At 28.7% G+C, this 21,345-nt stretch carries 22 protein-coding genes; 11 read left to right on the forward strand and 11 right to left on the reverse strand.

Annotation, left to right across the window (positions count from 1 at the left end; translation table 11 throughout):
• Positions 1-91: 91 nt before the first annotated feature.
• The 11 genes from BFN48_RS11685 to dnaA form a co-directional block, all read right to left on the reverse strand.
• Complete coding sequence (locus BFN48_RS11685; protein ID WP_069651066.1) at positions 92-880, reverse strand: SigB/SigF/SigG family RNA polymerase sigma factor; 789 nt, start codon at positions 878-880, stop codon at positions 92-94.
• Positions 880-1,299: an ATP-binding protein gene (locus tag BFN48_RS11690; RefSeq protein WP_069651067.1), complete on the reverse strand. Its 420-nt coding sequence runs from the start codon at positions 1,297-1,299 to the stop codon at positions 880-882. The genes BFN48_RS11685 and BFN48_RS11690 overlap by 1 nt, the downstream gene beginning before the upstream one ends.
• A 5-nt stretch (positions 1,300-1,304) precedes the next feature.
• Positions 1,305-1,622 carry an STAS domain-containing protein gene (locus BFN48_RS11695; RefSeq protein ID WP_069651068.1) on the reverse strand — a complete coding sequence of 106 codons (318 nt, stop codon included), beginning with the start codon at positions 1,620-1,622 and terminating at the stop codon, positions 1,305-1,307.
• Between the two features lie 148 nt (positions 1,623-1,770).
• Complete coding sequence (gene gyrA / locus BFN48_RS11700) at positions 1,771-4,212, reverse strand: DNA gyrase subunit A (protein ID WP_069651069.1); 2,442 nt, start codon at positions 4,210-4,212, stop codon at positions 1,771-1,773.
• Between the two features lie 52 nt (positions 4,213-4,264).
• Entirely contained in the window at positions 4,265-6,175 is a 1,911-nt protein-coding gene (gyrB, locus tag BFN48_RS11705) for a DNA topoisomerase (ATP-hydrolyzing) subunit B (RefSeq protein ID WP_069651070.1), read from the reverse strand.
• Positions 6,121-6,252 (reverse strand): hypothetical protein, encoded by a 132-nt coding sequence (locus BFN48_RS12860; RefSeq protein ID WP_278287345.1) that lies wholly within the window; start codon positions 6,250-6,252, stop codon positions 6,121-6,123. Before BFN48_RS12860 ends, gyrB begins: the two co-directional genes overlap by 55 nt.
• A gap of 126 nt (positions 6,253-6,378) precedes the next feature.
• Positions 6,379-6,660, reverse strand: a complete 282-nt coding sequence (gene remB / locus BFN48_RS11710) for an extracellular matrix regulator RemB (protein ID WP_069651071.1) — start codon at positions 6,658-6,660, stop codon at positions 6,379-6,381.
• A gap of 96 nt (positions 6,661-6,756) precedes the next feature.
• On the reverse strand, positions 6,757-7,866 hold the full coding sequence (recF, locus tag BFN48_RS11715) for a DNA replication/repair protein RecF (RefSeq protein WP_069651072.1): 1,110 nt from the start codon (positions 7,864-7,866) through the stop codon (positions 6,757-6,759).
• A 162-nt stretch (positions 7,867-8,028) separates the two neighbouring features.
• Complete coding sequence (locus BFN48_RS11720; RefSeq protein WP_069651073.1) at positions 8,029-8,238, reverse strand: RNA-binding S4 domain-containing protein; 210 nt, start codon at positions 8,236-8,238, stop codon at positions 8,029-8,031.
• A 52-nt stretch (positions 8,239-8,290) separates the two neighbouring features.
• Positions 8,291-9,397 (reverse strand): DNA polymerase III subunit beta, encoded by a 1,107-nt coding sequence (dnaN, locus tag BFN48_RS11725; protein WP_069651074.1) that lies wholly within the window; start codon positions 9,395-9,397, stop codon positions 8,291-8,293.
• A gap of 232 nt (positions 9,398-9,629) precedes the next feature.
• Positions 9,630-10,964 (reverse strand): chromosomal replication initiator protein DnaA, encoded by a 1,335-nt coding sequence (dnaA, locus tag BFN48_RS11730; RefSeq protein ID WP_069651075.1) that lies wholly within the window; start codon positions 10,962-10,964, stop codon positions 9,630-9,632.
• Positions 10,965-11,540: 576 nt separating this feature from the next.
• Here dnaA and rpmH point away from each other — a divergent pair.
• From rpmH to BFN48_RS11785, 11 genes are all read left to right on the forward strand, one after another.
• A complete protein-coding gene (gene rpmH / locus BFN48_RS11735) occupies positions 11,541-11,675 on the forward strand; it encodes a 50S ribosomal protein L34 (protein ID WP_069651076.1) in 135 nt (44 codons plus the stop codon).
• 57 nt (positions 11,676-11,732) lie between these two features.
• Positions 11,733-12,068, forward strand: a complete 336-nt coding sequence (rnpA, locus tag BFN48_RS11740; protein ID WP_069651077.1) for a ribonuclease P protein component — start codon at positions 11,733-11,735, stop codon at positions 12,066-12,068.
• Positions 12,069-12,080: 12 nt separating this feature from the next.
• The gene (yidD, locus tag BFN48_RS11745; protein ID WP_069651078.1) at positions 12,081-12,290 is read left to right on the forward strand and encodes a membrane protein insertion efficiency factor YidD; all 210 of its coding nucleotides are present in this window, start codon (positions 12,081-12,083) and stop codon (positions 12,288-12,290) included.
• A gap of 15 nt (positions 12,291-12,305) precedes the next feature.
• Entirely contained in the window at positions 12,306-13,010 is a 705-nt protein-coding gene (locus BFN48_RS11750; protein ID WP_069651079.1) for a YidC/Oxa1 family membrane protein insertase, read from the forward strand.
• Position 13,011: 1 nt separating this feature from the next.
• Positions 13,012-13,662, forward strand: coding sequence for an RNA-binding cell elongation regulator Jag/EloR (gene jag / locus BFN48_RS11755; protein ID WP_069651080.1), 651 nt, complete (start codon positions 13,012-13,014; stop codon positions 13,660-13,662).
• Between the two features lie 171 nt (positions 13,663-13,833).
• Positions 13,834-15,216, forward strand: a complete 1,383-nt coding sequence (gene mnmE / locus BFN48_RS11760; protein ID WP_069651081.1) for a tRNA uridine-5-carboxymethylaminomethyl(34) synthesis GTPase MnmE — start codon at positions 13,834-13,836, stop codon at positions 15,214-15,216.
• A 29-nt stretch (positions 15,217-15,245) separates the two neighbouring features.
• The gene (gene mnmG / locus BFN48_RS11765) at positions 15,246-17,144 is read left to right on the forward strand and encodes a tRNA uridine-5-carboxymethylaminomethyl(34) synthesis enzyme MnmG (protein WP_069651082.1); all 1,899 of its coding nucleotides are present in this window, start codon (positions 15,246-15,248) and stop codon (positions 17,142-17,144) included.
• Positions 17,137-17,853 carry a 16S rRNA (guanine(527)-N(7))-methyltransferase RsmG gene (rsmG, locus tag BFN48_RS11770; RefSeq protein ID WP_069651083.1) on the forward strand — a complete coding sequence of 239 codons (717 nt, stop codon included), beginning with the start codon at positions 17,137-17,139 and terminating at the stop codon, positions 17,851-17,853. Before mnmG ends, rsmG begins: the two co-directional genes overlap by 8 nt.
• 187 nt (positions 17,854-18,040) lie before the next feature.
• Positions 18,041-18,838 carry a nucleoid occlusion protein gene (gene noc, locus BFN48_RS11775; protein WP_069651084.1) on the forward strand — a complete coding sequence of 266 codons (798 nt, stop codon included), beginning with the start codon at positions 18,041-18,043 and terminating at the stop codon, positions 18,836-18,838.
• A 560-nt stretch (positions 18,839-19,398) separates the two neighbouring features.
• Entirely contained in the window at positions 19,399-20,172 is a 774-nt protein-coding gene (locus BFN48_RS11780; RefSeq protein ID WP_069651085.1) for a ParA family protein, read from the forward strand.
• Entirely contained in the window at positions 20,172-21,044 is an 873-nt protein-coding gene (locus tag BFN48_RS11785) for a ParB/RepB/Spo0J family partition protein (RefSeq protein WP_069651086.1), read from the forward strand. The genes BFN48_RS11780 and BFN48_RS11785 overlap by 1 nt, the downstream gene beginning before the upstream one ends.
• Positions 21,045-21,345 lie beyond the last annotated feature (301 nt).

Genomic DNA, 21,345 nt, shown 5'->3' on the forward strand with positions numbered 1-21,345 from the left:
TTTTTTTGCTTTTTTTCTTTTGTCTTTTCCTTAACGGCAAGAAATAATCTACCACAATTTTTATACTAAGTCAATAGTATTTATAATTTATTTATGTGTTAATTTTTTCTAATTCTTTTCTGAATTTCTCTATAATCTTCTTTTCTAATCTTGAAACTGTCATTTGTGATACCCCTAATTCTTTAGCTATATGACTTTGAGTCTGATTATCAAAATATCTACCTTTCAAAATTCTTTTTTCTAAATCATTTAACTTGTCCAATACTTTCTGCAAGAAATCTATGTTTTCTATTTTATTAAAATATTTATCATCTTCTCCAATTAGATCTCCTAAAGTCATATCTTTATCATCATCTGAATCATAAGTCAAATCTAATGAATGTGGCATATACACTTTACTTACTTCCATAGCTTCTAATATTTCTTCTTCACTGCACATTAGATATTCAGCTATATCTTTTACCGTAGGAGTTTTCTGAAGCTTTTGTGTTAAAATAACCTTAGCATTACTAATTTTCTTGGAAAGCTCTTGTATTCTCCTAGGTACTCTCACTACCCATCCTTTATCTCTAAAATATTTTTTTATCTCTCCAATAATAGTTGGAGTAGCAAAACTTGAAAACTCATATCCTTTATCTACATCATATCTATCTATTGCATAAATTAAAGCAAGACATGCAACTTGGTATATATCTTCGTACTCGATCCCCTTATTGGCATATTTTTTAGATAATATTTCAGCTATGTACAAATGCCTTTCTATTAGTTCATTTCTTATTGAAGAATCTTTATTTTTCTTATACATTGAAAATAATGTTTTATTATCAATGTTTTTATATTTATTAGGGGTATCATTTGAATATTTTTTAGATACATTCATTAGATATCCACCCCTAATTTCTTTATCATATTTAAGTAAACTACTCCATCACAATTATCACATTTAACTTCATCCATTAGAGATTCGATTATCAAAATACTTAAACTTCTATTATCACTGATATCAGAAATTTCATCATCTCTTTCTTGGCATACAAACTGTTTAGCCTGTATACTTATAATTAATCTATCTTCCATTATTTCAAATTCAATGTCTATATTTTGCTTTTCGCCATTTTTGATAATCATTGTACAAGCTTCTGCTATAGCTACTTTAATATCATCTATTTCCTCAATATCAAACCCTATTCTACTTGCTATTGCTGAAGAAGTTAATCTAACTACACTAACATACTCAGCCTTCGCTGGTATTGTAAGGCTAATTATATCTTCTTTATTTTGATTAACAGATTCTATCATAGGCCTCACTCCTTAATAATAAATACTTTGTTTAATCCAGTTATATCAAATAATTTATTTATATTTGGCCTTATATTAATCAATATTATATTCTTACCTTTTTCTCTAAGCTTCTTTAATCCACTAATTAATACACCTAACCCTGTACTATCCATATAAACTAATTCTTCACCATCTAATATTACATCTGCACTTTTTTCATTAATTATTTCAAGTAAAATATTTTTAAAATCTGGTGATGTATATATATCAACCTCACCTATTAGTTTCAAAATCCATGCATTCTCAACTGTGTTGAATTCTTTCTTTACCTCTAGACCCATAATATCCCTCCTTAATCTCTAAAATTTGTATACAAGCTTATATAAATATAGTATATTATAATTTTCTGTATTCTTAAAGTACTAGTATCTTTATTATTCTTTTTTACTTTTCGACAATTATATGAATAAAGCGTGCATTACGCACGCTTTATTCCTCATCATCATCTTCTTCTGCTGCCACCTTGGCAATAGATACAACTCTATCATTTTCGGATATTTTCATTAAAGTCACACCTTGAGTACTTCTTCCCATTTGTGATATATCTGATACCTTCAATCTTATTATTGTCCCTGATACACTAATTAGCATTACTTCATCGTTGATACTAACAACTTTTGCTCCAACAATATTTCCTGTTCTTTTCTTTACATTATATGTTTTTATCCCTTTTCCGCCTCTACTTTGAGATCTGTATTCTGAAATTGGAGTCCTCTTTCCATAACCCTTTTCTGTTATAACCAATAGATCATTTTCTTCTTTAATTAAATCCATAGCTACTAACTTATCACCTTCATTAAGTGTAATAGCTTTTACTCCCATTGCACTTCTTCCCATACTTCTAACATCTTTTTCACTAAACCTTATAGACATTCCATGAGCTGTTACTAATATAAGTTCATCTTTTCCATTTGTTTTCTTTACTTCTATCAATTCATCTTCTTCTCTTAGATTTATAGCTATAAGACCATTTTTTCTGATATTATCAAATTCATTTAATCCCGTTTTCTTTATTAACCCTTTCTTTGTTGCAAATACAAGGTAATCTCTAGGATTAAATTCTTTTATTGGTATTACAGCTGTTATCTTTTCATTTGTATCTAGCTTAAGGAGATTTATTATTGCAGTACCTTTAGCTTGTCTTTTAGCTTCTGGAATTTCGAAAGCTCTTAATTTATAAACTTTCCCTTTATTGGTAAAGAATAAAATATTATCATGAGTAGAAGTAACGAAAATATCCTCAACGAAATCTTCTTCTCTTGTAGTTAATCCTGTAATTCCTTTGCCACCTCTTCTTTGTGCTTTATAAGTGTCTTCTGGCAATCTCTTAATATACCCAAAATGAGTTAATGTAATAACTACTTTCTCTTCTTTTATCATATCTTCTATACTTATCTCATCTATACTAGCTCTTATTTCTGTTCTTCTATCATCATTATATTTTTCTTTAATCTCAAGTAATTCATCTTTAATTATTTTATAAATAAGTCTATCATTAGCTAATATTTCCCTATATTTATTAATAAGCTTAATCAATTCTTCATACTCTTCTTCTATCTTATTTCTCTCTAATCCAGTTAATTTTTGCAATCTCATATCTAATATAGCCTGTGCTTGTTTTTCTGTAAGTCCAAATTTATTCATTAATCCATTTCTTGCCTCATTCACTGTCTTAGAATTTCTAATTAAACTTATAACCTCATCTATATGATCTAAAGCTATTTTTAAACCTTCAAGAATATGTGCTCTATCCTCAGCTTTGTTTAGGTCATATTGTGTCCTTCTTGTTATAACCTCTTTTTGGTGATTCAAATAATGTCTTATTACTTCTCTTAAATTCAGAACTTTAGGTTGATCATCAACTAAAGCAAGCATAATTATACTAAATGTGTCTTGCAGTTGAGTATGTTTATATAAATTATTTAAAACTACATTAGGATTAGCATCTCTTTTTAACTCTATAACAATTCTCATTCCGTTTCTATCAGATTCATCTCTTAAATCTGATATTCCTTCTATTTTCTTGTCTCTAACTAATGAAGCTATCTTTTCTATAAGTTTTGCTTTATTTACTTGATATGGCAGTTCAGTAACAATTATTCTTGTTTTCGATTTGTTTAATTGCTCTATTTCGGTTCTAGCTCTAACAATAACTTTTCCTCTACCTGTTCTATATGCAGACTTTATTCCTTCTTGACCCATTATAATTGCACCAGTTGGAAAATCTGGTCCTTTTATAACTTCCATCAACTCATCTACATCTACTTCAGGATTATCTATCATCATAACTATACCATCTATAACTTCTCCTAAGTTATGAGGTGGTATAGATGTTGCCATACCAACAGCTATACCTGATGAACCATTAACTAATAGATTTGGAAATCTACTAGGTAGTACTTTAGGTTCTTTTAATGTTTCATCAAAGTTCGGTCTAAAGTCAACTGTATCTTTATTTATATCTCTCAACATTTCTGTTGCTATTTTAGACATTCTAGCTTCTGTATAACGCATTGCAGCAGCGCCATCACCGTCAATAGAACCAAAGTTACCATGACCATCTACAAGTAGATATCTTGTTGAAAAATCCTGTGCCATCCTTACCATTGCATCGTATACAGCACTGTCTCCATGTGGATGGTATTTACCTAATACGTCCCCAACTATACGTGCAGATTTTCTGAAAGGTTTGTCCGGCGCTAAGTTAAGCTCATTCATAACATGAAGAATTCTTCTATGAACAGGTTTTAAACCATCACGTACATCAGGTAGCGCCCTGCTTACAATTACACTCATCGCATAATCCAGATAAGATTTTCGCATCTCATCCTCTATATCTACCTGGATAATCCTCTGCTTATCGTTATTCATCTATATCCTCCTCATGAATAATTATTTTCATCTAATACTGTAATTACTATCATTAAATATCAAGATTTTGTACATATTTAGCATTTTCCTCAATAAATTCTCTTCTAGGTTTAACCTTATCTCCCATAAGTGTAGTAAATATCTCATCAGCTGCAACTGCATCATCAATACTAACTCTAAGTAAAATCCTTTTTTCTGGATTCATCGTAGTTTCCCAAAGCTGATCTGGATTCATTTCTCCAAGACCTTTGTATCTTTGTATGCTATACCCACTTCTACCTATTTCGTTTAATATTTTTTCAAGCTCTCTATCATTATAAGCATAGTATTCAGATTTACCCTTTTTAATTTTATATAAAGGTGGTTGAGCAATATATATATGCCCTTGTTCAATTAAAGGTTTCATATATCTAAAGAAGAATGTTAATAATAAAGTTCTAATATGAGCACCATCTACATCGGCATCTGTCATGATAATTATTTTACCATACCTTAATTTTTCAATATTAAAATCATCACCAATCCCGCATCCAAAAGCAGTAATCATAGCTTTTATTTCTTCATAATTTAATATTTTATCTAATCTAGCTTTCTCAACATTCATTATCTTACCCTTAAGAGGTAATATAGCTTGAGTTCTTCTATCTCTACCTTGTTTAGCTGAACCACCCGCAGAATCACCCTCTACTAGATATATTTCACATTTTGATGCCTCTTGTTCTGAACAGTCTGCAAGTTTACCAGGTAGAGATAAGTTTTCAAGAACATTTTTTCTTCTAGTTAGTTCTCTAGCTTTTCTAGCAGCCTCTCTAGCTCTTGCTGCCTTTATAGCTTTATCTATTATTAATTTCGCTTCCTTTGGATTCTCTTCTAGAAAACTAGTTATATTTTCAGAAACTAAGCTTTCAACTATTCCTCTCATTTCGCTATTTCCAAGCTTAGTTTTAGTCTGACCTTCAAATTGAGGGTCTGGCAGTTTAACAGAAAGTATAGCAGTTAAACCTTCCCTAATATCTTCGCCTGTTAAATTGCTTTCTTTATCTTTCAATATATTATTTTTTCTTGCATAATCATTTATAACCCTAGTTAAGGCTATCTTAAATCCACTTAAATGGGTACCACCTTCATGAGTATTAATGTTATTAGCAAAACTAAATATGTTTTCGCTATAGTCTGTAGTATACTGCATCGCTAATTCAATAATGCAATTATCTTTTTCCTTTTCAAAATATATTACTTTATCATGTATAGGTGTTCTATTTCTGTTTAAATGCTCTACAAAAGCTTTTATTCCACCTTCATAATAGAACTTTTTCTTTTTATTCTGTCTCTTATCCTCAATTGTAATTGTAATTGCTTTATTTAAAAATGCTAACTCTCTCAATCTATGTTCTAAAGTATCATATCTAAAATTAACATCCTCAAATATCAAATGGTCAGGTTTAAATGTTATAGTAGTTCCTGTCCCTTCTGTTTGACCTATTATTTGTAATTCTGTTACTGGCTTTCCTCGTTCAAATCTTTGCTTATATATCTTATTGTTTCTGTGCACTATAACCTCTAACCATTCAGATAGTGCATTAACTACTGAAACTCCAACCCCATGAAGTCCACCTGATACCTTGTATGCACTATTATCAAATTTACCACCAGCATGTAAAACTGTAAGTACAGTTTCAACAGTAGATTTTCCTGTTTTAGGATGTATTTCAACAGGTATACCACTACCGTTATCAATTACAGTTATTGAATTATCTTCGTTTATTATAACATTAATAGTATCACAAACTCCCGCTAATGCTTCATCTATACTATTATCGACAATCTCATAAACTAGATGATGTAACCCTCTTAAACCAGTACTACCAATATACATACCTGGCCTTTTCCTAACAGGCTCTAATCCTTCTAAAACTTGTATTTGCTGTGCACCATAATTTCTTTCTCTCTGTATTTCAGCCATTTAATAGCCTCCAATCTACTTAAGTTTTTTCTAATCCAAAAGTCAAAGTTTTCTTTAGTTTTTCCTTTATAATCCATAGGAAATTATATGCTTTGTTAAATTGCGGGTAATTTAAAATATAATTTCCAATTATGAATATAGGCAAAATCTTCCTTATAATTTATTTAAAGCGAAGATTTTGTTCTTATCTTAAAAAGAAAAAACTATTTGATAAATCCAGCCCTTTTATTTAAAGTAGTAGAAGAAATATTAGAACAATATATAACACTTTTTCTTATTTTACTACCACTCTTTTTATCTATATAAGCTTTTTCTGTAATTATATAAGATTTTATTTTCTTATCTGTAATGTTTTTTATAAATCCCTCTTCCTCAGCTATATTAAAAAATTCTTTTGTATCTCTTGATTTTAAAGACTTATAGTCAATTATACAAATAATATCTTCTAGTGGTATTACATAATCTTTACCTAAATGTAAAAACATTTATTTTCCTCCCTAATATAAACATGATAAAAGTACAAATTAACTACAATCTTATAATATATATTATTCATCTGCGTTATTCAACTTAATTTATCACTAGATATTTACTATATTTCCCTTAGATACATAAAATACCTTCTTATCCTTTTTATGAATATCGAGAACATCTATATCTTCTGTACTAGTAATTATCGTTTGTACATCCTTAAAAGTCGATAATAAGAATTTTCTTCTTTTTATATCTAATTCTGATAAAACATCATCAAGCAATAGAACAGGATATTCCCCTATTTCTGATTTTACTAATTCTACTTCTGCTAATTTCATTGAAAGTGCAGCTGTTCTCTGTTGACCTTGAGAACCAAATATTTTAGCATCTAATCCATTTATATTTATTTTTATATCATCCCTATGTGGACCAAATTCCGTAGTACCTTTTTCTATATCTTTTGCTAGATTCCTGTTTAAAACCTCTATAAAAATATCTTTTATTTCATTTTTGCTTAGTTCACAATCTATATTGAAAGAAGGCATATATTCAAGCTCAAGTTCTTCTATTCCTTCAGTTATATTGTAATGAATATTTTTTGATATTTCAGATATCCTGTCTATAAACTCTATACGATTTTTAATTATCTCAGAACCAACCTCAGCTAACTGCATGTCCCAAACTTCTATAGTCTTAAGTTTATTATTCCTTTGAATAGACTTTAAAAGATTATTTCTCTGTTTAAGTATTTTACTATACCTATTGATATTATAACGGTACTTGGGTCTTATCTGAGATATTTCAGTATCTAAAAATATTCTTCTGTTACTTGGTCCTTCTTTAACTAGTTTCAAATCTTCAGGAGAAAATAAAACAACATTCAAATGACCAAATAAATCAGATATTTTATCAATTTCTACTCTATTAATTCTAACCCTCTTTGTTTTATTTTTCTCAAATTTAATTTCTATAAATTTATCAGTAAAATCCCTTTTAACATTTATGCCTATGTAAGCTTTATCTTTATCTATTTTTATTAATTCTTTTTCTTTAGCAGCTCTGTACGACTTACTAAAAGCACATATATATATAGATTCTAATAAATTAGTCTTACCTTGCGCATTATCTCCTATAAATATATTTAGCTTTTTATTTAATTTTATATCCAACTTATCATAATTTCTATAGTTTATAAGTTTGATACTTTCTATATGCACATAAAGCACTCCTTTAGGAAAAAAGCATCATTTTTCTATTTCTTTATAATCCATAGGAAATTATATACCTAATTAAATTATTGATAATTTTGAATATAATTTCCGTAATGGATTTCAATAAAATCTACCTTATACAATTTATTTAAATCGAAGATTTTATTACTATTCTACAATATAACTTTCACCATCAGACAATTCTATTATATCTCCTTTTTTTACTTTTTTACCTCTTTGAAGTACAATCTCCCCATTTAACTTAACTTGACCATTTTTTATTAAGATTTTTGCATGTCCGCCCGTTTCCGCTATATTCACATATTTTAATAGCTGATCTAATTTTATATACTCTGTATGTATTTTTATTTTTTTCATATTATCAACTCCTTGAAAATTAATAGACACCTTAAACTAGGTGTCTTAAGTTTTAATAGTTTTCATTTAGTCTGACTGGTAAAACTAGGTATGTATAACTGTTATCACCATAAGGTCTCATGATACAAGGCTTTACATTACTTTCAAAATCCATAATTATCTCTTCGCTATCTATTACTCTTAATGCATCTAACATATATTTTGAATTAAATGCTATTTTAATATCATTTCCTTCAAGCTCTATTGGCAACTCTTCGTGTACATTACCTATCTCAGAATTAGAGCTTATTATCATCTTTTCATCTGATATAGTAAATTTAACAAGGTTATTTTTTCCTTCTCTTGCAAGTAATGAAGCTCTTTCAATACTTTCTTGTACAGTTCTAGTATTTACTTTAACTCTTGATTTATACTCATTTCTTATTATATCACGATAATTTATAAATTCACCTTCAAGTAGTCTTGATATTATAACCGTTTCACCAAAATCAAAAAGTACATGACTTGAAGTAAACATTATTTTAACATCTGAATCATCATCGTCAAGTATTCTGCTAACTTCATTAAGTGTTTTACTAGGTATTACAACTTTTATATTATTATCGCTACTTACACTAATCTCTTTAACTGCAAGTCTATAACCGTCTAATGCTACAAGTGCTGCTCTTTTATTATTAACTTCTAATAAAGCTCCCGTCAGTATTGGTTTTATTTCATCTTGTGCAGCTGCAAATATAGTTTGTTTAATCATACTTTTCAAAAGATCCTTAGGTATATTTAAGCTTATATCATCATCTACAACTGGTAGTTGTGGATATTCTATAGAAGGTTGACCAATAATATTAAATTTAGAATTTCCACAAGTAATATGAACATTATTATTTTCATCAGTTTCAATTTCAACATCTAAACTAGGTAATTTTCTAATTATATCTCCAAATAATCTTGATGCAATTACTATAGAACCTTCTTCTATTACTTCACAATTTATTTTTGATTCTATACCTATTTCTAAATCTGTACCAGTAAGTTTTAAAGTATTTTCTTCAGCTTCAAGTAAGATTCCATTTAATATAGGTAAAGTTGTTTTTGATGTAATTGCTTTTTGGACAATATTTATACATTTATTTAATTCTTTTTGAGTAACTTTTATTTTCAATTGTGGATAACCTCCTTCTCAGTGGTTAGAAAAAATATAAATACTAAACTTATAGTAATAGTAATAGGTAAAGTTAATATGTGGATAACTAAATAAGTGGACTAAAAATACAAAATAATAACTGTTAATAATTTGTTAGTAAAAAAATTAATTATAAACATAATAACAATCAAAAAATTTTTAAAGTTGTTATCAACATTATATTAACAGTTTATTAACATGTAAATGTTGATTATTTACCTTTTATTTCATTTATAATATTTTCGATTTTTAGCTTTAGTTCAGCATTGTTTTTAATATCAGATGAAATTTTGTCGTATGCGTGTATAACTGTAGTGTGATCTCTACCACCAAATTCGTCGCCTATTTTTGGTAGAGATAAATCTGTTAACTCCCTACATAGATACATTGCAATTTGCCTTGGATAAGCTATTGATCTTGTTCTTTTTTTAGAGTCAAAATCTTCAACATTTATATTAAAGTTTTGAGCTACTATTTCTTTTATTAGCTTTACATTAATTTCTCTTGGTTTAGTATTAGAAATTATATCTTTTAAAGCTTCAGCAGCTAAATCAACTGTTACCTCTCTATTAGTCAAAGAAGAATAAGCTACAATTCTAATTAAGGCACCTTCAAGCTCTCTAATATTAGATTGTATTTTAGTTGCTATATAAAGCATTACATCATTTGGAACATGTATGTTTTCAACTTTTGCTTTTTTTCTTAATATAGCTATTCTAGTTTCTAAATCAGGTGGCTGTATGTCTGCAATTAAACCCCATTCGAATCTTGACCTTAATCTGTCTTCTAATGTAGGAATTTCTTTTGGCGGTCTATCACTAGATATAATAATTTGTTTATTAGCTTCATGAAGAGCATTGAATGTATGGAAAAATTCTTCCTGAGTTCTTTCTTTACCAGCTATAAACTGTATATCGTCTATAAGTAGTACATCAACGTTTCTGTATTTATTTCTAAATTCAACATTTCTATCATCTCTAATAGAGTTAATTAGTTCATTTGTGAACTTTTCTGATGAAACGTAAACTACTTTGGCTTTTGGATTTTGATTTAATATATAGTGACCTATAGCATGCATAAGATGAGTTTTACCTAGCCCAACCCCTCCATAAATAAAAAGAGGGTTGTATGCTTTAGCAGGAGCTTCAGCTACTGCTAAAGATGCTGCATGGGCAAATCTATTGCTATTACCAATGACAAACGTGTCGAAGGTATATTTAGGGTTTAATTGAGCTCTTGAAGTAGAAGTATCATTTACTTCATTTTGTACAGTTTGTCCAATATCGTTTATCTCTTCTCCTGGAATTATAAATTTAATATCGAAATCTTTATTAGTAGCTTGTTTAACGGCGTTTTTAATTAATGTTAGATATCTAGCTACTAATATACCTTTTGTAAATTCATTTGGAGCCCCCAATACTATTTGATTGTCATTTATAGCTAATGGTTCTATAGTTTTAAACCAAGTATTGAAGCTAACTTCTGTTAGTTCTGTTTTTATTAATCTCAGGGTATCATTCCAAATATCATCTAAATTCAAACTCATTTATATTCCTCCTATCCATATAGGATTATAGACATATTTGAAGGGAATAATACAAAATATACACAATTTTATCCACAGAAAAATAGAATAATGAATTAACATAAATGAATATTATTTATTCACAAGGAAAATATATAGATGTGGATAAGATGTAGAAAAATATATTATAAAAATTAAATAAAATATAACCTTTGAAGTTTGTCCACAAGATTTAAAAAAATTAATGTGGAATATAAATGCAGTATTTTTCTAATAAAAAAAATATAATCCACAAAATTAAAAGTTATACACAATTTTATCCACATGTTGTGTATAAAATTATTAACTGTTAATAAATAATCCACACATTTATATAATAATATCAAAAAAAATATTGATAATCAACAATATTGAAAAAGATATCCACAAGATTAACATAGATGTAGATTATTTATTAACATACGTAAATATATTAATTCCTTGACATGGAGATATAATATAGCTATAATCAATAGTAGTGTCTGCTTTTTTTGGATAAATACAATGCTTTATATAAAGGAAAGAAAGTTTAGTAGTTGTTGAAGGGGGTGTATCTGGATGAAAAGAACATATCAGCCAAAGAAGAGACAGAGAAAGAAAGAGCATGGGTTCAGAAAGAGAATGAGTACAAGATCAGGAAGAAATGTATTAAAGAGACGTAGAAGAAAGGGCAGAAAGAGGTTGACAGCATAAGGCCGCATATTAGTGGCCTTTTTATGTTAATTTCCAGGATATTTAAGGGGAATTACAATGGATAAGAAACTAAAGCTTAAAAACAGTAGAGAATTTAAAAGAGTATATAATCATGGAAATTCTTATGCCAATAAATATCTAGTAATTTTTTTTATTAAAAATAATTTAGGATATAATAGGGTTGGTTTTTCTGTTACCAAAAAGATAGGTAAAAGTGTAGTGAGAAATAGGATTAGAAGATTAATAAAAGAAGCTTACAGGTTGAATAGTGATAAATTGAAACAAGGATATGATTTGGTGTTTATACCTAGAAAAATAGCTGTAGGACGTGGATATAAGGAAATAGAAAGTGCAATGATACATTTATTTAGGAGAACCAAACTATTAAAATAATAAGGTGTATATATGAGAAAGTTAGTTGTACTTTTAATAAGAATGTATCAAAAATTTATTTCACCATTAAAACCTAGAACATGTAGATTTTACCCAACATGTTCTGAATATTCAATTAAAGCTATCGAAAAATACGGATTAATAAAAGGCGGATTGAAGAGTATAAAGAGAATTATTAGGTGTAATCCTCTTAACCCTGGAGGGTATGATCCGTTAGAATAAAGAGGGGGTTATTAAATGATAGATTTATTTGCTAGACCTTTAGGAGCTTTAGTTAAGGTTATATATAATTTTGTATATAGTTTAGGATTTGATGCTAAATTATTTTCTGCATATTCTATTGCTATTATAATAGCTACAATAATTTTAAGATTTATTTTATTACCTCTAACGTTAAAACAAATGAGGTCAATGAAAAAAATGCAGGAACTTCAACCTAAGATAAAGGAGTTACAGAATAAATATAAAAATGATCAGCAGACTCTAAATATCAAGACTATGGAATTATATAAGGAACATAATGTAAATCCTTTCAGTGGTTGTTTTCCTATATTAATTCAATTCCCTATAATTATTGGATTTTTTAGAGTATTACAAAATCCTGTAAATTATATATTTGGCAGTGAAGCGGTATATGAATCTATAAATAAAACGTTTTTATGGATTTCTAATTTAAATAATCCAGATCCTTGGATACTTCCTCTTTTAGCCGGTATTACAACATATTTTACTAGTAAAATGACAAATACAGCAGGAGGAAATGCACAGGCAGAGGCTACTCAAAAAACTATGACTATCATGTTTCCTTTTATGATATTCTTCTTTGCTAAAAATTTTCCAGCAGGTCTTACATTATACTGGGTTGTAGGTAATGTTTTTCAAATAGTACAACAGTACTTAATGAATAGATCTACAGGTAATGTTAAGGAGGAGTCAAATTAATATGAAGTCTATAGTTAAAACGGCTAAGACTATCGATGATGCTGTTAGAGAAGCTCTATTAGAGTTAGGTGCAGATAGAGATGATGTGCTTATTAAAGTTTTAGAAGAGCCTAGTAAAGGTTTTTTAGGTCTTATAGGAGGTAAAGACGCTAAAGTTGAGGTTACTGTTGTAAATGACCCAGTAGAAATTGCAGGAAACTTTTTAAAGATACTCTTCAAAAAAATGAAAATAAACGCTAGTACTAGTATTAGGAGAGAAGGAAAGAGTTTATTTATAAATATTGAAGATATAAGTGATAGAGATATGGGAATTTTGATAGGAAAAAGAGGAAAAACTTTAGACTCTGTACAATATCTTGTTAGTTTAATTGTAAATAAAGAAAGAGAGAACTATATTAGAGTTTTCTTAGATATTAATAATTATAGAAAGAAAAGAGAAGAAACTCTTATTAGGTTAGCTGAAAAAATGGCATTTAAAGTAAAGAGATTAAGAAGAGATATAAAGCTTGAGCCAATGAATCCTAATGAAAGAAGGATTATACATTCAACACTCCAAAACAATCCTTATGTAGAGACTTTTAGTGAAGGAGAAGAACCATTTAGAAGAGTAGTAATTAGTTACAAGAAAGAAACATCAAAAACCCAGTATTAATACTGGGTTTATGTTTTGTTTAAAAATTAATTTGGTATACTAATATTAGGTACTGGGTACTAGGTGCTTGGTACTAGCTTGGCTATTCGTTGTTCGCTTTTCGCTCTTCGAATGGCGAATGACGAAAAACGGAAGACGGTATTAAATATTAATCAAATGAGGTGAGTTAAAGTGTATTTTGATACAATTGCTGCTGTTGCTACAGCACCTGGAGAAGCAGGTATTGGGATTGTAAGAATTAGCGGGGAAAGGGCAGTTGAAATAGTAGATAAAATCTTTAGAGCTAAAAATAAAAGAAAATTAAGTGAATTTCAAGAAAGAAGATTAACATATGGATATATAGTAGAGCCTGATACTAATAAGAAAATAGATGAAGTATTAGCAGTATATATGAAAGGTCCTTATACCTATACGAAAGAAGACATTGTAGAAATAAATTGTCATGGTGGAATAATACCTGTGAGAAGAATTTTAGAGATAGTACTAGAAAATGGAGCTAGGCTTGCAGAACCTGGTGAATTTACAAAAAGAGCTTTTTTAAATGGTAGGATAGATTTATCACAAGCTGAGGCAGTAATTGATTTAATAAGAGCTAAAACAGATTCAAGTTTTGACGTGTCTTTTAATCAACTCGAAGGTGGATTATCAAAAGAAATAAGTGAAATTAGGGAAATTTTACTGAGAATGCTAGCAAATATAGAGGCTAATATAGATTTTCCAGAAGAAGATATAGAAACAATGACATACGAAGGATTACTTGATGAAGGAAAAAGTGTTTTAAAAAGAATAGAAAAGCTTTTAGACACAGTATATACAGGAAAAATATTAAGAGAAGGCTTAAAAACAATAATACTAGGTAAACCTAATGTCGGTAAATCTTCATTGATGAATGCAATACTTAGAGAAAATAGAGCTATTGTAACTGATATACCAGGTACTACTAGAGATATAATAGAAGAATATGTAAATATTAAAGGTATTCCTTTAAAGATAATAGATACTGCTGGTATAAGGGAAACAGAAGATATAGTTGAAAAAATAGGAGTGGAAAGAGCAAAAAGTTTATTAGAAGAAGCAGACTTAGTTATTGTACTTTTTGATGTATCTAAAGAATTAACAGAAGAAGATATGGAAATTGCTAGATTGGTTAAAGATAAGAAGGTAATAGTATTAATAAACAAGATAGATTTACCTCCAGTAGTAAGTAAAGAAGAAATACAGAATATTTTACCAGGTAAAAAGATAATAGAAACTTCAATAGTTAAAGGAGAAGGATTAGAAATATTAGAAGATTCTTTGAAAGAAATGTTTTTTGCAGGAGAAGTAAAAATAAAAGATAATACAATAGTTACAAATGCTAGACATAAGAGTTTATTAATCAAAGCTAAAAAGAATATTGAAGAAGCTATTGGATCTATTGAATTGGGTATGCCTATAGATTGTATAGAGGTTGATGTTAAAGATTGTTGGGAAAATTTAGGTCAAATAACAGGAGATACTGTTACAGAAGATATTATTGATAGGATATTTGAAGAATTCTGTATAGGCAAATAAGTTTATTCGTTTAAAAGGAGGAAACTTCTATGAAATATCAAGCTGGTGAATATGATATTATCGTTATCGGAGCAGGACATGCAGGATGTGAAGCTGCTCTTGCAGCTGCAAGAATGGGTATGAAAACTCTTTTACTTACAATAAATTTAGATTCTATAGCACTTATGCCATGTAATCCTGCAATAGGTGGTACAGGAAAAGGACATTTAGTACGAGAGATAGATGCTTTAGGTGGAGAAATGGGAAAAAATATTGATAAAACTTTTATTCAAAGTAGGATGTTAAATACATCAAAAGGTCCAGCAGTACATTCTTTAAGAGCACAAGCAGATAAAAAGAGGTATCAGTCTAGCATGAAGCAAGTTATAGAAGAACAGGAAAATTTAGATTTAAAACAGGCTGAAGTTATTGAAATTTTGGTAGAAGATAAAAGAGTTACGGGAGTAGTTACAAAGACTGGTGGTGTTTACTCAGGAAAAGCTGTTATTTTAGCTACAGGGACTTATCTTAAAGGTAGGATATTTATAGGAGAAGTAAATTTTGAAGGTGGCCCTAATGGACTTTTTCCTGCTAATTATTTATCAGAGTCATTGAAAAAACTAGGAATAAAATTAAGAAGATTTAAAACTGGAACACCTGCCAGAATACACAGAGACAGTATTGATTTTAGTAAAATGGAAATTCAACCTGGAGATGAAGAAATAGTACCTTTTTCTTTTTTAAATGAAAGAATTGAAAAAGATCAGGTACCATGTTGGCTTACTTATACAAATGAAGAGACTCATAAAGTTATATTAGATAATTTAAACAGGTCACCATTATATGCTGGAGAAATGGAAGGTGTTGGGCCTAGATATTGCCCTTCTATTGAAGATAAGATAGTTAGATTTTCTGATAAAAAAAGGCATCAGATATTTATAGAACCAGAAGGATTAGATACTTGTGAGATGTATGTACAGGGAATGTCTACTTCACTACCAGAAGAAGTACAGATTAAAATGCTTAGATCAGTACCTGGATTAGAAAACGTTGAGATAATGAGACCAGCTTATGCTATAGAATATGATTGTATAGATCCAACTCAGTTAAAAAGAACATTAGAATACAAAGGAATTGAGAATTTATATTTTGCTGGACAGATAAATGGAACATCAGGATATGAAGAGGCAGCGGCACAAGGTATTATTGCAGGAATAAATGCAGTTCTTAAATTAAGAGGTAAAGAGCCTTTTATTTTGGATAGGTCAGAAGCATATATAGGTGTATTAATAGATGATTTAGTAACTAAAGGGACAAATGAGCCCTATAGAATGATGACATCTAGAGCAGAATATAGATTAATTTTAAGGCAAGATAATGCAGATTTAAGATTAACTGAAAAAAGTTATAAAATAGGGCTAGCTGATGAAGAAAGATATAAAAAAGTAGTATATAAAAAACAGAGAATAGAAGAGGAAATAGAAAGATTAAAGAATGTTAAGATTACACCAACTAAGGAAATACAGGAATTTTTAACTTCAAAAAACAGTACACCATTAAAATCACCAACAACATTATATGATCTGATAAAAAGACCTGAACTATCATATGAAATTTTAGCAGAAATTGATAAAGATAGACCAAGTCTTTCAAGAGAAATAAGAATGCAGGTAGAAATTCAAATTAAATATCAAGGTTATATTAATAAGCAATTAAAACAAATTGACCAATTTAAAAAACTAGAAAACAAGAAATTACCTAAAGATATTGATTATAGTAAAATAGAAGGATTAAGGCTTGAAGCCAGACAAAAGTTAAATGACATAAGACCGGATTCAATTGGCCAAGCATCAAGAATTTCTGGAGTTTCTCCTGCTGATATTTCGGTTTTACTTATCTTTCTAGAACAACAAAGGAGATTAAAAACTAGGAGTGAAGATAATGAGTAATATTGATACTTTGATAGAAGGTAGTAGAGAATTAGGAATTTCATTAAAAACAGAAGAAATAGAAAAATTTCTTAAATTTAAGGAATTATTAAAAGAATGGAATAAGAAGATAAATCTAACAGCTATAGAGGATGATAGAGAAATAGATATAAAACATTTTCTAGATAGTTTGACATTATTAAAAACAGATTATATAAAAGATGATTATAGAATAATTGATATAGGTACAGGTGGTGGATTTCCAGGAATACCTCTTAAAATAGTTAAAAATGATATTGAGTTAGTTTTAATGGATAGTTTACAAAAGAGGATTAAATTTTTAGATTTAGTAATCAATGAACTTGGGTTAAATAATATAAAGGCTGTACATGGAAGAGCAGAGGATTTTGGACGAGATATAGAATATAGAGAAAAATTTGATATTGCTGTTTCGAGGGCTGTAGCTTCTTTAAATATTTTATCTGAATATTGTTTACCATTTGTAAAAGTAGGAGGCTATTTTATAGCTATGAAGGGACCAGATGTTGATATTGAATTAAAAGAGTCTGAAAAAGCAATAAAATTATTAGGAGGGAAAGTTTTAGATAAAATAAAAATAAAATTGCCATTAAGTGATATAGCTCATACTTTAATTATAATCGAGAAAATAAACAAAACTTTGACAAAATATCCTAGAAAAGCAGGTAAACCAAAGAAAAATCCGTTGTAAATTATAAATTATTAGAGAATTTTGTAGTACGAAAGTTTGATTTTTTTGATTTTTATGGAAGGAAGATATTTATTTTTAGAGAATAAATATTAATAGATTCTAGACTCGTCGCTTTTATATGTTATATGGAAGGTTTCTATGTATTATATAGAAAATGGGGACAAGTATTCGGGAGAGGAATGATGTTATGAGTAATCTAAAAGAAGAGATTATGTATATCCCTATAAATTGCATAAAACCCAACCCGTATCAACCTAGGAAAACTTTTAGTAAGAGGTCGTTAGAGGAGTTAAGCCAATCAATTAAAGCCTATGGTATAATACAGCCAATTAGCGTTAGAAAAATAAGTGATAATAGTTATGAACTAGTAGCAGGAGAGAGAAGATTAAGAGCGGCTGAATTAGTTAATTTAGAGAAAGTTCCTGCTATAGTTTTAGATATGAAGGATCAGGATTCGGCTGTTTTAGCTCTTATTGAAAATTTACAAAGAGAAGATTTAAATTTTTTAGAAGAAGCTGAGGGTTATTATAATTTAATTAATGACCATGGGTTTACACAGCAGGAGTTGGCAGAAAAAGTAGGAAAAAATCAGTCTACTATTGCTAATAAATTAAGAATTTTGAGACTACCAGATGAAGTAAAGAAAATGCTTATAGAGAATGGTTTAACAGAGAGACATGCCAGAGCACTTCTTAAGTTGCCAGATAAAGAACTACAAATTGAAGTATTGAATAAAGTTATTAAGAATGATTTAACTGTTAAGAAAACCGAAAAGCTTATTAAAGATATTCTTGAAGATATAACAAAAGAAAAAGAGCCTGAAACAAAACAAAATATCAAAAGTATAATTAATTTCAGAATATATTTGAATACTTTAAGAAATGCATATAATGCAATAAGAGAAAGTGGGATAGATGCAAAATATGAACAGAGAGATAAAGGAGATTTTATAGAAGTTGTAGTAAAGATACCGAAAAAGAAATAAGAAGAAGGTCATAATGACTTAGTATATTAGCTTTACATATAATTGGGGGAGTGGGATAAGCTAATGTACTGAGTCTTTTTTATTTTAGGTACTAGGTGCTAGGTACTGGGTACTTGGTATTAGAAATAGAGAATAAAAATCAGAGAATAGAGGACAGGAAATAGAGAACAGGGATAAGAAATGTAAAATTAAAAATGTAAAATGTAAAATGTAAAATTGATTCGTTATTTGATATTTGTCGTTCGTTATTCGTTAAATTAAAAGAGGAAAGGCGAAAAGTGGTATTAACTAATAACCATTGACAAAAAAAGAACAAAATCATAGATTTAAATCAACTACAATGTAGATTTCGCCTATATTTATAACGGAAATTATATTACTAATTATCTATCATTTAATAAAGTTTATAACGACTCTAACATGAAAATATGCTAGACAAAGTTTCAATTTAATTAATTTTATTATAAATTCCTATAAATTATAAAAAAATGTAGCAGGAATGTATATTGTTTAAGCGAAATATTTAGATATATGTGTAAAAGGGGAAGTGAGGTGAAGTAATGGCTAAAATAATAGCTGTATTTAATCAAAAAGGAGGAGTTGGTAAGACAACTACTAATGTAAATCTAACTGCATGTCTTGCTAGAAAGGGGAAAAAGATATTAGTTATAGATATTGACCCTCAGGGAAATACAACTAGTGGATTTGGCATAAATAAAAATGAGGTGGAAATTTCTATTTATGATTCTATAATTAATGGTGTAGATATAAGAAAAACAATAATAAATACAGAGGTAGAAAATTTATATTTAGTACCCTCTAATGTGGAATTAGCTGGTGCTGAGATAGAACTGACTAAAAGACCAGATAGGGAATTAGCTTTAAGAAATGTTATAAAAGATATTAGAAATGATTACGACTATATTTTTATAGACTGTCCTCCATCTTTAGGTTTGTTGACTATCAATTCTTTAGTGGCAGTTGATAGTGTTTTGATACCTATTCAATGTGAATATTATGCTTTAGAAGGTGTTAGTCAATTAATGGATACTATTAGATTAGTGAAAAAGAGTCTAAATCCTGATTTAGAAATAGAAGGCGTTGTTTTGAGTATGTTTGATGGTAGGACAAATTTATCAATACAAGTAGTAGATGAGGTTAAGAAATATTTTAAAGGGAAAGTATATACAACAATAATACCAAGGAATGTTAGATTAGCTGAAGCTCCAAGTCATGGTTTACCTATTATTGATTATGATCCTAAATCTAGAGGAGCAGAGGCTTATATGGAATTAGCTGAAGAATTTCTAGAATACGTAGAGGATGTGATTTAATGACAAAAAAGAGAAGAGGTTTAGGAAAAGGACTTGCAGCTTTAATACCAGATGAGCCTTTAAATAATATAGAAAATAATGATAAAGATAGAGTAATAAGTGTTGATGTGTCACTGATAAAGCCGAACAAAGAGCAGCCAAGACGTGAATTTACTTTAGATTCACTTAATGAACTAGCTGAATCATTAAAGGTACATGGTTTAATTCAGCCTGTTATTGTAAGAAAAATTGATGATGGATATGAACTTGTAGCTGGAGAAAGAAGATGGAGAGCTGCTAAAATAGCAGGACTTAAGGAGATACCTTGTATAGTAAGGGATTTTGAGAATAGAAAGTCTGCGGAAATTGCTTTGGTTGAGAATATCCAAAGAGAAGACCTAAATCCAATTGAAGAAGCAATAGCTTATAAAAGATTAATGGAGAAATATAAGCTTACACAAGAGGAGATATCGACTGTTGTAGGTAAAAGTAGACCTTATGTAGCTAATACATTGAGATTATTAAATTTAAGTCAAGAAGTAATTAGTTTTATTTTAGAAGGAAAATTAACTAGTGGTCATGGAAGAGCTTTATTACAAATAGATGATTCAAATATGCAAATTAAATTTGCTAAAGAAATAATAGAAAAAGGATTAAGTGTACGTGAAACTGAAAAATTAGTTAAAGAATTAAAAAATAAGGTAAAAGTAAAGAAAAATAATAAAAATGAATCAGAAAGAGACCCATTTACTTTAGAGATAGAAGAGCAATTAAGAAAAATTTTAGGAACTAAAGTACAGATAAGTAAAGGTAGAAAGAAAGGAAAAATAGAGATAGAATATTATAGTCAAGATGATTTAGATAGAATATTAGATATAATTTTAAACTCCTAATGTTTTACGTGAAACATTAGGAGTTATTGTTTTATGAGTATGTAGTTATTAGAGTCAATAGATGATAGTTGATAGTCATCAGTTGCATGTTAATGGTACTATTGTCTATCATTTTTCAATTAAAGAATAGCAAATATAAAACAACTAAAATAATTTGCAAATAATAACTATGACAAACAATAAATACCAGTAAATATATGTAAAGAATCTGATATAATTATGTTAGAGAAAAAAGTTTTTATTTTTATAATCCATAGGAAATTATATTTTTTATTAAATTGTGGATAATTTTGAATATAAT

This window comes from Caloranaerobacter ferrireducens, assembly GCF_001730685.1.
GTDB lineage: Bacteria > Bacillota > Clostridia > Tissierellales > Thermohalobacteraceae > Caloranaerobacter > Caloranaerobacter ferrireducens.